The sequence below is a fragment of the Absiella sp. AM09-50 genome (assembly GCF_003433845.1).
GTDB classification, from domain to species: Bacteria; Bacillota_I; Bacilli_A; order Erysipelotrichales; family Erysipelotrichaceae; genus Hoskinsella; species Hoskinsella hominis.
Window position 1 is genome coordinate 135717 of record NZ_QVFI01000005.1, and the last position, 14916, is coordinate 150632.

A 14916-nucleotide genomic window follows, 5' to 3' on the forward strand; every position below is an offset into this window, starting at 1 on the left:
ATGGAAAAATTATTAGAAATTTTAAATGAAGTAAACCCAGATGTTGATTATGAAAATTGCACAACATTGATTGATGATGGTTTATTAGATTCTTTTGCAATCTTGGAAATCGTATCTGAAATCAATGATGAATTTGATGTAGAAGTATCTGCACCAGACATTGTGCCAGAAAACTTCAATTCCGCAAAAGCACTTTGGGAAATGATTCAACGTTTACAGGGATAAGCGTAAATCTAGCACAGAATTTAAATAATCTGTGCTTTTTTCTTACAAATTTTTGGAACCGCTTGCTTATTGTTGACATAACATAAACTGGCATAAAATCTAAAAAAATGTCTATAATTTCACTTGGAATATACCGAAATACGTTTGTAATTACAAGCTAAATATTGTAAAATGAAACGTGAGGTTGAGAGGAGTAGTTAAAATGAACGAATTCAAAAACCAAAGAGAATTCAAAGAGGAATTCAAGAGAAGAATCATCGAACGCTACGGCCGTTCTATCGAACAGGCGCACATCACTGAAAAATATATGATTCTAGGCGAAATGGTACGAGATTATGCCAGCTTCCACTCTAAGGAAACAAAAGATGTTATATCTGATAAGGGCGAAAAACAGATGTACTATTTCTCTATGGAATTCTTAATGGGGAGATTGTTGACAAACAACTTGATGAACTTAGGAATCTATGACATCGTAAAAGAAGGTCTAGAAGATCTAGGAATCGATTTAAACGAATTAGAAGATTTAGAAAGCGATGCAGGACTTGGAAATGGTGGTTTAGGCAGACTTGCTGCATGTTTCCTTGATTCACTAGCAAGCTTAAATCTTGCTGGTAATGGTAACTGTATTCGTTATGAATACGGGTTATTCAAACAGAAAATCGTAAACAACGAACAGGTCGAAGTACCTGATCAGTGGCTTTCTTTAGGAAATGTATGGGAAGTACGTAAACCAAAACATGCTGTTAATGTAAAATTTGGCGGTCATGTTGATATGTGGATGGGGGAAGATGGCAAAGCTATCGTTAACCATGTCCCAAGTTTGATTGTACGTGCAGTACCTTATGATGTTCCTATCGTAGGTTATGATACTAAAGTTACAAATACACTTCGTTTATGGAGTGCTGAAGTTGCAGATGATGCATGTGATGCTGCTAGCTTAAGCGAATATGTAAATGAAGTACGTGAAATCTGTAGAAATGTTTATCCAGATGATTCTACAGAACATGGAAAAATCTTACGTTTGAAACAGCAGTATTTCTTTGTATCAGCAGGACTTTATAACATTATCGATTCCCATCTGAAAAACTATCCAAATTTGGATAACTTTGCAGAAAAGAATGCAATTCAGTTAAATGATACACACCCTGTATTATGTATTCCTGAATTAATGCGTATTTTGATGGATGAATACAAATACGAATGGGATCAGGCATGGGATATTACAACAAAAACCATGGCCTACACAAACCACACCGTATTAAGTGAAGCCTTAGAAAAATGGCCAATTCAATATGTACAGGAATTATTGCCTCGTGTATATATGATTATTGAAGAAATTGATCGTCGTTTCAAATACTGGGTTTCTCATGATATGGGAAGAGCAGATTTAATGAATGAATGTTGTGTATTAAAAGATGGACAGGTACACATGGCTAACCTTGCTATCATTGGCTCACACAGTGTCAATGGTGTAGCTGCACTTCATACAGAAATCTTAATAAAAGATGTTATGAAGAACTTCTATGACATTTATCCAGCAAAATTCAACAACAAGACAAATGGTATTACACACCGTAGATGGTTAATTTATTCTAATCCACAGTTAACAAAGCTGCTAGAAAGAACAATCGGACCAGACTTCAAGAAAAATCCAGAACGTTTAATCGATTTGATGAATTATGTAGATGATCCAAGACTTCAAAAAGATTTCATGGAAGTGAAGATGGAACGTAAGAAGATTTTAGCAAAATATATCAAAGATACATTAGGTATTGAAGTTGATGTTAATTCTATCTTTGATGTACAGGCAAAACGTCTACATGCTTATAAACGTCAGTTGTTAAATGTGATGAATATTATTCACTTGTACTTCAAGATGAAATCTGATCCAAACTTTAGAATTTATCCAAGAACTTTTATCTTTGCCGCAAAAGCAGCTCCTTCTTATACATTTGCAAAAGAAGTAATCAAGCTAATTCATTGTGTTGCAGATAAAGTGAACAATGATTCTGACATTAATCCTTATATGAAAGTGGTATTTATTCCTAACTATGGTGTAAGTATTGCAGAAATCTTAATGAATGCTGCTGATGTTTCTGAACAGATATCTACTGCTGGTAAAGAAGCAAGTGGTACAGGAAACATGAAGTTTATGATGAATGGAGCATTGACGCTTGGTACAATGGATGGTGCGAATGTTGAGATTGTGGAACGTGTTGGTTATGATAATGCAGAAATCTTCGGTTTACGTGCAGATGATGTAGCATTGATCAGACATGAAAACAGCTACAATGTTTGGGATAAATACAATAAAAATCCAGATATCCAGAAAATTGTAAATAGTTTTGTGGATAGTACTTTCTCAAATGATCCAAAAGACTTTAAACAGATTTATAACGAATTGATGTTCAAAAATGATGAATATTTATTATTGGCTGATTTTGAAGCATATGCACATGCACAGCGTAACATCGAAGAAAAATACAGAGATGAAGCAGCATGGGCTAGAGCTTGTTTGATTAATATCGCTCAATCTGGTTTCTTCTCCAGTGATCGTACAATTAAACAATATGCTGATGAAATCTGGGATATTCATCCAATCAAGGTAAAATAGAGAAAAGATAGGGACGTTTTGTCTCTATTTTTTCTTGTCATATTCTAGGTTTTTAAGATACAATAGAGGAAAGAAAATAAGGGAGGTATTTTTGTGAAAGAAAGATTAATAAATTATATCGAGGAACATATGGATACGTATACATCTATTGTGAAATTTTTGTATGAACATCCAGAAGTAGGAAATGAAGAATTTCAGGCAATGGAGTTGTTAAGTAATACACTAAAAGAAAATGGATTTCAGACAGAAAAAGCATTTGTAGTTCCAACAGGTTTTATTGGGACTTATAAAAGCAATAAACCTGGACCAGTCATTGCCTTTATGTGTGAATATGATGCATTGCCAGAAGTAGGACATGGCTGTGGTCATAACCTGATTGCGGCAACTTCACTTGCAGCTGGCTGTGCTTTAAAAAGCATTATTGATGAAATTGGTGGAGAAATTCGTGTCATTGGTACACCTGCTGAAGAAAATTTTGGTGGAAAAGTATCCATGGCAAATGCTCATGTATTTGATGATGTAGATGCCGCAATGATGATTCATCCAGATACAAAAAATGGTTTAGGTGGAAGAACAGTAGCATTAAATCCATTGAAGTTTGAATTTTTTGGTGTAAATACGCATGGATGTTCTCCACAACATGGGAAAAGTGCACTGGATGCAGCTGTGTTAACATATAATGCAATCTCCATGATGCGCCAATATGTACTACCTAACACTTATATCCATGGCATTATTCGCAATGGTGGGGAAGCCGCAAATGTTATTCCTGCATATGCTTCTATGGAATATTATTTTAGAGGTGAAACCATGGCATATGTGAAAGAATTAAGCCAAAAGGCAATTCAATGTGTGGAAGGGGCTTGTGCAGCTACTGGCTGTACGTATAAAGTCAGTACTTATGAATGTCCTTATGATGATTGTATTATCAATTATACTTTGGCAGACGCTTTGAAAGAAGAATATGTAGCGCTTGGAAGAACACAGGTAGAACCAGTGGATGAAGTTCCTTGCGGTTCCAGTGATGTAGGAAGTGTCAGCTATTGTTGTCCAACATTACATGGATATATAAAAATTGCTGATGAGAATGTCAATGGTCATTCAAAAGAAATGGCTTGCGCAACAATATCAGAAGCAGGTACACAGGCATTAAGAGATGGAGCAATTGCATTATCTAATCTTGCTCGTCGATTGATCGTAGAAGATGGTTTGCTAGATCAAGCAAAAGCGGAATTCAAAAAAACAATCAGTAAATAGTAAAAATTAAAAAAAGTATCTTGTCATTTTATGTGATGAGATACTTTTTTTGGATATGAATTACAGTTTTTCCATTTTGTAAAAATAAAAAAATCAGAAAGAGATGGTCAAAATCATCAGAAATATATATTTTACATAGTTGATTTACAAATTTAGGGCCTAAATTCAAAAATTGATTTCCTTTATTTCTAATTTTGATATAATGAGAATATACATGATGGAGGTGATGTCATGGGCAGAAGTAGTGGCGGTGGCGGCGGACACAGCAGCGGCGGTTTTGGCGGCGGACATTCTTCTGGCGGCTTTAGCGGCGGAGGAAGATCAAGTGGAAGCTTTGGTGGTGGACACAGCAGCAATTCAGGGTATCGTTCATCCTATCGTCCAAGATACCATAGAACATATTACTATGGCGGAGGACCAAGACCTCCAAGAGGACCATATCGTAGAACACCTTTGATTTCTTATGTTTTGGCAGCAATTATTGTTCTGGTAGTAGTGTTATTTGCATTCAAGGCTGACAGCAAGCCACAACAGAAGAATACTACAAAACGAGAACCATTAAGCGGTGTAGTATCGAAGAGTGATTGGTATATGGATGATATGGGCTGGGTTCATAATAAAAAAGTGATGATCGAAGGATTAGAGGATTTTTATGATGAAACAGGTGTACAGCCTTATGTTGCAATTATTCCATATAACAGTGATATGTGGAATGGAAATGATATCAATGCGAATAAAGCTGATCAATATTTAGAGAAACTATATTCTGATACATTCAAAGATGAAGGACATTTCGTATTTGCATATTTTGCTTGCAGGAATGATTCTCGAAGTGAAATGGATGGAAGTTTCCGATATTTAAGTGGTTATTCCGCAGATACAATCATGGACAATGAAGCGATTTCAATCTTTTGGGGTAATTTTGAAAAAAATTATAGAGATACTTCTCTTTCCATGGAAAAAATGATTTCTAAAACGTTCACCGATACAGCGAAAACAATTATGAGCAAGCCAACCAATGGTTGGGACTTTATGAAAGTAGCTGTTATCGCACTATGTATCATTGCAGTAATCGTAGCACTTGTGATGATTATTAGAATTAAAGCGAAACGTGCAAAAGAAAAAGAAGACTTCACAAAAGATATACTGGAGAAACCACTAGAAACTTTTGGAGATGATACAAGTGATTTAGAAGAAAAATACAAAGATTAGGCGATAAACGGAAAATCCCATGTTTTCTGTTTACATATCCGTGATAAAAACACGTGAGGAAGGAGATTTATTATGGGAATTATAGCAAGATTTAAGGATATTATGACAGCCAATATCAATGCATTATTGGACAAATGTGAAGATCCATCAAAAATGATTGACGAATATATGCGTCAGGTTACAGAACAGTTAGCTGAAGTGAAAAAAGAAACAGCCAGTATTATGGCTGAAGAAAAACGTACAGCTCGTTTAGTAGAAGAAAACAAAGAACAGATTGCCAAGTATGATGGCTTAGCAAGAAAAGCTTTAACAGCTGGAAATGAAGGAGATGCAAAAGTATTCCTTGAAAAGAAACAGCAATATGAAGCAAGTGGCGCTGATTTAGAAAAATCTTATGCAGTTGCACATGAAAATGCTGTGAAAATGCGTCAGATGCACGATAAACTAACAAATGATTTAAAATCATTAGAACAACGTAGAACAAATGTCAAAGCAAAAGTGGCAGTCGCAAAAACACAGGAAAAAATCAATAAAGTTACAGGATCTATGGATGCTGCCAGCGGTTCTATGCGTGCATTTGAAAGAATGGAAGAAAAAGCTGACCGTATGCTAGATGAAGCAAATGCAGTCGCAGAATTAAACGAAGAACCAGCGGATGCTGCTTCAGAATTAGAAGCTAAATATGCAGGAAGTTCAGCCTCTGTAGATGAAGCTTTAGAAAAAATGAAACAAGAAATGGGTCTGTAATATAAAAAATGCAGAAGCATGCGATAAGTGAAATGTCACATATCGCATGTTTTTCTTTATAAATTTCTTAAGGAATTTTATAACCGTGATAAGTTTAAAAAAAAACTGCACAAAATTAAAATCAATTTCATATAAAGCGAGCGTAGCTTCACTTTTTTTGGTATAATAAATAAGGTGATGAACATGAGACAACAAACATTTTATGAGGCCTACCTGGATGATTTTGATAAAGTTATTGTTTATTTATCTAAAAATAGCTATGGTGGCATCAGTAATAAATTTTATCTGACAAACAAATATGGTCAGATTATTGATTTGCATATACAAACAATTGAAACAACGCAAAATAACTACAATAAATTTACACTATCTTTATATGAGCCTTTAGAAATTGGTGTAGAGTATTATGTTGTACATCAGCATGCACGTTCAATTGTCCTGCAATACAGTGGAATCGTTAAAACCCAACGTTTTGATGAAATGTTTTACTATGATGGAGATGATTTAGGCTGTGTATATCATCGTGACCATACATCTTTTGCCTTATGGGCACCAACTGCGGCTCGTGTAAAAGTTGAGATATGTAAAAACGGTGTAGTGAAAACATTGGAAATGCGACGCAGTAACTATGGTGTATTTCGATTATCTGTATTAGAAAATCTAGAAAATGCAACATATGTATATCTTGTAAGAGTTAATGGACAATGGCTTCAGACGATTGATCCATATGCATGCGCCAGCGTAGAAAACAATGCTCGCTCAGCTGTCATTGATCCTGATAAAATCCGTATAAGAGATTATCCTCTGACACCAATGAAGCATGCCACAGATGCAATTATTTATGAAACAAGTGTGCGTGATTTTACAATGCAAAAAGGTATTGGTGTCACAAAGCCTGGTAAATATAGTGGATTTGTGGAAGAAAATGAAACTACAAAAGAGTTGGATACCGGATTTACGTATTTAAAGTCTTTAGGGATTACCCATGTCCAGCTGATGCCGGTACTTGATTTTGGATCAGTAAATGAGCTTTATCCATTGATGCACTATAACTGGGGATATGATCCAGTACAATATCGTTGTTTAGAAGGCAGTTTATGTGTAGAACCTACGAATCCTTATGGAAGAATATTTGAATTTTCCAAGTTGATTGAAGAATGTCATAAAAATGATATCCGTGTCAATTTAGATATCGTATTCAATCACGTATATGATAAAGAAGATTCATTTTTTGAAAAGACAGTACCAAACTATTATTTCCAAATGAATGCAAACGGTGATTTTTCTAATGGAACGTATTGTGGAAATGATGTGGATTCTACCAGAAAGATGTCACGTAAGTATATGATTGATACATGTGTTTGGCTGGTTAGAACATATCATATTGATGGACTACGATTTGATTTAATGGGTATTTTGGATATTGATACTCTGAATCAGATATATCAGGCATGCGCAGCTATTAACCCTGACTTTATGGTATATGGAGAAGGATGGGATATGCCAAGCTTTTTAGATTATCGTCAACGTGCAAGTATTCGTAATAATGCACAAATGCCAAGAGTTGCACATTTCTCTGATCGTTTCCGTGATGTTATCAAAGGCAGAACGGATGTAAATGAAGTAAATGTGAAAGGATATTGTACAGGAGCTGTTTATCTGATTGATATCATGAAAAACTGTCTATGTGGAAGCTGTAATGATATTGGCGTGGAAAAAATGTTCCAACATCCTAGAAATGCTGTAAATTATGTAGAATGCCATGATAATATGACTTCTTGGGATAAGGTTAAAGAATGCTGTAAAGAAGATGATCGTGATGTACGGATATCTCGTCAGAAAATGATGATTGCGGCAGTATTAATGGCGCAGGGGATTCCTTTTATCCACAGTGGACAGGAATTTGCCCGTACAAAACATGGAATGAACAACACATATGAAGAAAGCGATGAAATCAATAAGATAGATTATGCGAGAAGAAATCGTTATCAGGATATCGTGGATTGTACAAAAGCTTTGATTAAAATCCGTAAAGCACATCCATGTCTTCGCTATGCAGATGCGGAAGAAGTCGCAAAAAATGTATCCTTCGATACAATTGATCAAAAGGTGCTGCTATATAAGGCAAAAGATGATAACGAAGAAATTATCACAATCTTTAATCCTACAGGGGAAACTTTCCATTATGATTTATCGGATGCATATCAATTGTTATACCATGATGGACCTGCAGAAGATATCTTGATTCAATATGCAAATATTACACCATATAGTACCATGATCTTTTTAAAGAAATATGTATAAAAGCCGATAATTTCGGCTTTTTGTTTGACATTCAAATTATACTTGGTATAATGGAACAGGTAAAAAAAATCAATTTTTACACATTGTCAGAATATAAACTATTCTGATGGAATGGAGGAAAGCTATGAAAATTGCCGTAATAACAGACAGTGGAAGTGGATTAACAAAACAACAGGCCAATGAACTTGGAATCTATTATCTGCCATTACAGATTATCGTAAATGATAAAATGTATTTGGATGGAGAAAATATAACCGTAGAAGAGATCTATGAATTTTTAAGAAATGGAGAAATGCCAACTACTTCAATGCCTCCTATGGGGATTATGGAAGAAGTATTCCATGAAATCAAAAAACAAGGCTATGAAGCTGCAATCGCCATACCTTTGACATCAGGATTATCCTCTACATGCAGTGTAATGCAGGCATGTGCAAAACGCTGTGAATTGCCTTTAGAAGTAATCGAAACATATACAACCTGCAATATTCAACGTTATCTTGCTCTATCAGCAATACAGTTAGTTAAACAAGGAATAGAATTAGATGAAATCTTAACCCGTTTAAAAGATAGTGCCGCAAACAGCAATACTTTGATAATGCCAGATGATTTACAGCATTTAAAACGTGGTGGACGATTAACACCATTAGCGGCAGCATTAGGTGGATTATTAAAAATCAAGCCGATTCTTCAATTAAATGAAACATCCCAGGGAAAAGTGGATGTATTTGATAAAGTGCGTACAGCGTCAAAAGCGCAACAAAAAATGCTGGACACTTTTAAAAGTGCCAATCTTGATGAAACCTATACCTTAACTGTTCTGCATAGTGGCGCACCAGAAGCTGGTGAAAAGTTAAAAGAACTAATGCAAGAATCATTCCTAGGGCTGGATATCTATTATGGATTGATCGGGGCTGTTATTTCAGCACATACCGGCTTAGGATGTCTGGGTATTCAATATATCAAAAAAGTGAAAGGACTGTAGTAATACAGTTTTTTTCTCTTATCAAAAAGTGTATAATATAAATTATAAAATGGGAGGTTGAATCAAATGAAAACAGCATTTGTGACAGATAGTGGTTGTGGGAAAAGCGTTGAACAACTGATGGCAGATGGGATTTACAGTGTGCCTTTACAGGTAAGTTATGATGGTAAAAACTTTCATGATCAGGAAGATATTACAATAGATGAAGCATATGCTTTAATGAAGGATGGAAAGATGTTATCTACCTCTTTACCATCATTAGGTAAAATAGAAGAATTATTTTCTAAATTAAAAGAAGAAGGATATGAACGTATTTTCGCTGTACCAATTTGTAGTGGATTAAGTGGTACGATCAATGCTATGGCGATGTGTTGTGAACAATTAGGTATTGTATTTGAATATGTAGATTGCCATGTAACTGCAGTTGTGCAGGAATATATGATCAAAGTGGCAAAGGCTTTATTTGAAGATGGCAAAAGCATGGAAGAAATTAAAGCAGTATTGGGAAGAATCGTAGATACAACCAATACTATCCTTTTACCAAATGATCTTCAGCATTTAAAACGTGGCGGTCGTTTAACGCCACTTGCCGCAACACTTGGTGGCTTATTGAAAATCAAACCAATTTTGAAGATTAATCAGGAAACACATGGAAAAATAGATGTTGCGGATAAAGTAAGAACAATGCATCGTGCTATGGATAATGTCATAGAGATTATGAAAAAGGAACATGTGGATGATTCTTATCTGATTACCGTAGCACATGCGGATGACGCAAAAGAGGCTGATGTATATATGGAAAAAATCAAAGCAGCTTTTCCTAATGCCAAGCATCAGATTATTAAATTGGTTAGCGTTGTTGGTGTTCACACCGGCAGAGGCTGTCAGGCGGTACAGTATTTTAAAATGATCAAAGATTAAGAAATGTGAAGAGCGGAAAGCTCTTCTTTTTTTAGCTTGCAAGGGTATAAAAATATGGTATACTAAGCATACATAAGGTATAAAGAATATGGAGGTGATGTTATGTTTCAAATTGAAAAATTTTATGAATATAGAGAAAATAATCGTTATGAAGTAAAAAAAGCCAAAAACGGTTTGCCACAAAGTTTATGGGAAACTTATTCTTCTTTTGCGAATTCTAATGGTGGTGTCATTATATTAGGTGTAGAAGAGAATAAAAATGGTTCATGGCATGCTTCTGGTTTAGCAGATTCTTCAAAATTACTAAAAGAATTTTGGAATATTATAAATAATAGACAAAAAGTAAGTATGAATTTATTACGTGATGATGATATTGAAATATATGAACAAGATGGAAACATTATCATGGTAATTTATATACCAAAAGCAGGTAGAGATGAACGGCCAATTTATATTAATGGTGATATGTTTAAAGGAACTTATCGAAGAAATTATGAAGGAGATTATCGTTGTACAAAAGATGAAGTTATGGCGATGCTTCGTGATCAGCCTGAAGAAACAATGGACATGAAAGTCTTAGATTATTTTGATATTGATGTTTTGAATGAGGATACAATAAAAGCGTATCGTAACCGGCATGTTCTGTTGAGTCATCATCATCTTTGGGAAAAACTGGAAAAAGATGAATATCTTCAAAGAATCGGTGCGATTGCTGAAACTAGAAATGATAAAAAGTTACATCCTACAGCAGCAGGCTTATTGATGTTTGGAGAAGAATACTGCATCGTAAGAGAATTTCCTGAATATTTTTTAGATTATCAGGAATTGCTGGATCCAACCATTCGATGGACAGATCGCATGCATTCTAATTCAGGAGATTGGACGGGTAATCTATTTGATTTTTACTTTAGAGTATATCATAAACTAACAAAAGATGTTAAAGTACCTTTTCAAATTGAGCATGGAAACCGTATAGATGATACGATGGTTCATAAAGCGATAAGAGAAGCGTTGGCAAATTGTATTATCAATACAGATTATTATGGAAAACGTGGAATCGTGATCAAAAAAAGCAGTGATCAAATTATTATCGAAAATCCCGGGGATATAAGAACCGGAAAACAGCAAATGATACGAGGTGGTATATCTGATCCCAGAAATAAGCTTTTGATGAAAATGTTTAATCTTATCAAAATTGGAGAAAGAGCAGGGAGTGGTGTGCCTGATATCTTCCAGGTGTGGGAAAATGAAAATTTTGATACGCCCATGATTGAAGAACAATTTCATCCCAACCGTACGATCTTGACTCTGCCGTTATCAAAAAGAAATGTGACGATAAAAAGTGATGATAAAAAAGTGACGATAAAAAGTGGCGATAAGCGTAAAAAAACAGTATTTACAGATGATAGCACTATGCTTATCAAAGAAACAGAAACAGAATATCATGTGCCTAAAGAAAAAAGTGACGATAAAAAAGTGACGATAAAAAAAGATGTAACGTCGAAAACACAAACATATCAACAGGCAATCTTAGATTATATGGAAACAGGTTTGGAATATCGTTTAATAGAATTTTGTGAATTGCTTTCTCTGAAAGAAACACGTGTTAAGGTTTTGATGAAGGCGTTGATTGAATCAGGCAAGGTCGAAACGCTGGGGGCTAATCGTAATCGAAGATATAAACGAAAATCATAAGAATATAACTGACAGGGGTTACAAAAGTTATTTCCCTGTCTTTTTTACATTGTTCTCAAAAATAAATTGTCAAATCATAGGAATTTTGGGTAAGACTAATGTATAATAGTAGAGAAGTTTGGAGGTTACCATTATGAAACATGATTATATAGATATAAAAGGTGCCAGAGAGAATAATCTAAAGAACATTGATATCAAGGTTCCAAGAGATAAGTTTGTTATTATGACTGGTGTTTCCGGTTCAGGAAAGACCTCTTTGGCGTTTGATACGATTTATGCAGAAGGGCAGCGTCGTTATGTGGAAAGTTTAAGTGCATATGCCAGACAGTTTTTAGGTGGAAGTGAAAAGCCGGATGTAGATTCTATTGAAGGATTATCACCATCTATTTCTATTGATCAGAAAACAACCAGTAATAATCCACGTTCTACCGTGGGTACTGTGACTGAAATTTATGATTATTTACGTCTTTTATATGCACGTGTAGGGGTACCTTATTGTCCTACCCATCATGAACCCATTACATCACAGACCATTAAACAGATGGTAGACAAAGTAATGGAGTTGGAAGATAAAACACGATTAACAATTTTATCTCCTATTGTTCATGGAAAAAAAGGTACACAAAAAGATTTGTTTGAAAATCTTCAAAAAGAAGGTTATATCCGTGTCCGTGTGGATGGGGAATTAAAACTTTTGGAAGATGTGGAAGCTTTAGAAAAAAATAAAAAGCATAATGTGGATGTGGTAATCGATCGTATCGTAAAAGGAAATGATCGTTCCCGTTTACATGATTCTTTAGAAACAGCATTGAAACTAAGTGATGGTTTGGCAATTGTTGCCTATCATGATCAGGAGATGTTATTCTCCAGCAATTATTCCTGTAAATATTGTGGTTTTTCTGTGCCACGTCTGGAACCACGTTTATTTTCATTTAATGCACCATTTGGCGCATGTGATACATGTAAAGGTTTAGGTATTACACAGAAGGTAGATTTGGATTATCTGATTCCTGATCGTAGTAAATCAATTCGTGAAGGCGGTATTGTTTATTATAAAAATATCGTAAATACAGAAAATCTGGAATGGCAGCGTTTTAAGGCATTGCTGGATTATTATGATATTAGTATTGATACACCGCTAAAAGACTTAAGTAAAGCACAGATGGATGTGATGTTATATGGCTCTAAAGATTTGATCAGTTATAAACTGGCAAGTCGCAGTGGCAATGTCACAAAGAAAACAGAATTTATTGAAGGTGTGTGTACATTGATTGAACGCCGTTATATGGAAACAAGTTCTACGATGTCACGTGAGTGGTATGCGACCTTCTTAGCGGAAGCACCATGTCCTACATGTGGTGGAAAACGTTTAAATCCACAAGCATTGAGTGTTATAGTTGGTGGTAAAAACATCTATGAATGGACACAGATGTCGATTGTCAATGCGATTACATTTATGAATGAATTAACATTAACAAAACAGCAGGAAGAAATCGCAAAACTGATTGTGAAAGAAATCAGAGAGCGTTTGACTTTTTTAAACAATGTTGGACTGGGATATATTACACTTGATCGTTTAGCGGGAACTTTATCTGGTGGAGAAGCGCAGCGTATTCGTCTGGCTACACAAATTGGTTCTCATTTAAGTGGTGTATTATATGTGCTGGATGAGCCAAGTATTGGTTTACATCAGCGTGATAATGATCGTTTGATCAATTCCTTAAAGGATATGCGTGATTTGGGCAACTCTTTGATTGTTGTAGAGCATGATGAAGATACCATGCGTGCAAGTGATTATATTATCGATATAGGACCAGGTGCTGGTATTCATGGTGGCAATGTTGTAGCTGCTGGTACACCTGAGGAAGTTATGGCAAATCCTGATTCTATTACAGGGCAGTATCTGAGTGGAAAAATGAAGATTGAAATACCTGCGAAACGCAGAAAAGGCAATGGCAAGAAATTAGAAGTCATGGGTGCTTGTGAAAATAACCTGAAGAATGTAAATGTTAAATTCCCATTAGGTTCTTTTATCGTTGTGACTGGTGTCAGTGGCAGTGGAAAAAGTTCTTTGGTGAATGAAGTATTGAGTAAAGGCATTATGCATGCTCTGGGAAGAACACGCATTAAACCAGGAAAACATAAAAAAATCAAAGGCATCGATTATATCGATAAACTGATTGACATCTCACAGGATCCAATCGGCAGAACGCCAAGAAGTAATCCTGCCACATATACCGGAGTATTTGATGATATTCGTGAATTATTCACGCATACACCAGAAGCGAAAATGCGTGGTTATGAAAAAGGACGTTTCTCTTTTAACGTGAAAGGCGGTCGTTGTGAGGCATGTCAAGGGGATGGCATCCTGCGTATTTCTATGCATTTTTTACCTGATGTATATGTGCCTTGTGAGGAATGTGGTGGAAAACGTTATAATGAAGAAACTTTGCAGGTAACGTATAAAGGTAAAAATATTTATGATGTTTTGGAAATGACAGTGGATGAAGCATTGGAATTCTTCTCTAATGTATCTAAAATCAAACATAAACTACAGACATTGAAAGATGTAGGACTTGGCTATATCAAACTTGGACAAAGTGCCACAAGTTTATCTGGTGGAGAAGCACAGCGTGTAAAACTTGCCAGTGAGCTGCAGCGTAAAGCGACAGGGAAAACATTGTTTATTCTGGATGAGCCAACAACTGGATTACATACGCATGATGTGAAGCGGTTATTAGAGGTTTTACAGCGTATTGTGGAAAACGGAGATACTGTCTTAGTCATTGAACATAACCTGGATGTCATCAAATGCGCAGATTATATTATAGATATTGGTCCGGAAGGTGGAGATGATGGTGGAAGCATTATCGCAACTGGAACACCGGAGCAGGTAGCGGAAGTGGCAGAAAGCTTTACCGGTCAGTATTTAAAAAAGGTACTGCAGAAAGGATAACGA

The 14916-nt window shown here is 35.4% G+C and carries 10 protein-coding genes; all 10 read left to right on the plus strand.

Annotated features, from left to right (window positions below; translation table 11 throughout):
• The 10 genes from DW114_RS06680 (at position 1) to uvrA (ending at position 14913) form a co-directional block, all read left to right on the plus strand.
• Positions 1 to 225 (plus strand): acyl carrier protein, encoded by a 225-nt coding sequence (locus DW114_RS06680; RefSeq protein WP_117452998.1) that lies wholly within the window; start codon positions 1 to 3, stop codon positions 223 to 225.
• 202 nt (positions 226 to 427) lie between these two features.
• Positions 428 to 2839: a glycogen/starch/alpha-glucan phosphorylase gene (locus DW114_RS06685; RefSeq protein WP_117452999.1), complete on the plus strand. Its 2412-nt coding sequence runs from the start codon at positions 428 to 430 to the stop codon at positions 2837 to 2839.
• Positions 2840 to 2932: 93 nt separating this feature from the next.
• Positions 2933 to 4096 (plus strand): M20 family metallopeptidase, encoded by a 1164-nt coding sequence (locus DW114_RS06690; protein ID WP_207732781.1) that lies wholly within the window; start codon positions 2933 to 2935, stop codon positions 4094 to 4096.
• 231 nt (positions 4097 to 4327) lie between these two features.
• Positions 4328 to 5308, plus strand: a complete 981-nt coding sequence (locus DW114_RS06700) for a hypothetical protein (protein WP_147322619.1) — start codon at positions 4328 to 4330, stop codon at positions 5306 to 5308.
• A 72-nt stretch (positions 5309 to 5380) separates the two neighbouring features.
• Positions 5381 to 6055: a PspA/IM30 family protein gene (locus DW114_RS06705; protein WP_117453003.1), complete on the plus strand. Its 675-nt coding sequence runs from the start codon at positions 5381 to 5383 to the stop codon at positions 6053 to 6055.
• Positions 6056 to 6238: 183 nt separating this feature from the next.
• Positions 6239 to 8359 carry a type I pullulanase gene (gene pulA / locus DW114_RS06710; protein ID WP_117453004.1) on the plus strand — a complete coding sequence of 707 codons (2121 nt, stop codon included), beginning with the start codon at positions 6239 to 6241 and terminating at the stop codon, positions 8357 to 8359.
• A 124-nt stretch (positions 8360 to 8483) separates the two neighbouring features.
• A complete protein-coding gene (locus DW114_RS06715) occupies positions 8484 to 9341 on the plus strand; it encodes a DegV family protein (RefSeq protein WP_117453005.1) in 858 nt (285 codons plus the stop codon).
• Between the two features lie 66 nt (positions 9342 to 9407).
• Positions 9408 to 10262, plus strand: coding sequence for a DegV family protein (locus DW114_RS06720; protein ID WP_117453006.1), 855 nt, complete (start codon positions 9408 to 9410; stop codon positions 10260 to 10262).
• A gap of 102 nt (positions 10263 to 10364) precedes the next feature.
• Positions 10365 to 11957, plus strand: coding sequence for an ATP-binding protein (locus tag DW114_RS22060; RefSeq protein ID WP_117453007.1), 1593 nt, complete (start codon positions 10365 to 10367; stop codon positions 11955 to 11957).
• 133 nt (positions 11958 to 12090) lie between these two features.
• A complete protein-coding gene (gene uvrA / locus DW114_RS06730; RefSeq protein WP_117453008.1) occupies positions 12091 to 14913 on the plus strand; it encodes an excinuclease ABC subunit UvrA in 2823 nt (940 codons plus the stop codon).
• Positions 14914 to 14916 lie beyond the last annotated feature (3 nt).

Bases quoted from the DNA above. Each gene is read 5' to 3' on its own strand.
- DW114_RS22060 (WP_117453007.1), top strand. From the start codon at position 10,365: ATGTTTCAAATTGAAAAATTTTATGAATATAGAGAAAATAATCGTTAT.
- DW114_RS06720 (WP_117453006.1), top strand. From the start codon at position 9,408: ATGAAAACAGCATTTGTGACAGATAGTGGTTGTGGGAAAAGCGTTGAA.
- DW114_RS06700 (WP_147322619.1), top strand. From the start codon at position 4,328: ATGGGCAGAAGTAGTGGCGGTGGCGGCGGACACAGCAGCGGCGGTTTT.
- pulA (WP_117453004.1), top strand. From the start codon at position 6,239: ATGAGACAACAAACATTTTATGAGGCCTACCTGGATGATTTTGATAAA.
- DW114_RS06705 (WP_117453003.1), top strand. From the start codon at position 5,381: ATGGGAATTATAGCAAGATTTAAGGATATTATGACAGCCAATATCAAT.
- DW114_RS06685 (WP_117452999.1), top strand. From the start codon at position 428: ATGAACGAATTCAAAAACCAAAGAGAATTCAAAGAGGAATTCAAGAGA.
- DW114_RS06680 (WP_117452998.1), top strand. From the start codon at position 1: ATGGAAAAATTATTAGAAATTTTAAATGAAGTAAACCCAGATGTTGAT.
- uvrA (WP_117453008.1), top strand. From the start codon at position 12,091: ATGAAACATGATTATATAGATATAAAAGGTGCCAGAGAGAATAATCTA.
- DW114_RS06715 (WP_117453005.1), top strand. From the start codon at position 8,484: ATGAAAATTGCCGTAATAACAGACAGTGGAAGTGGATTAACAAAACAA.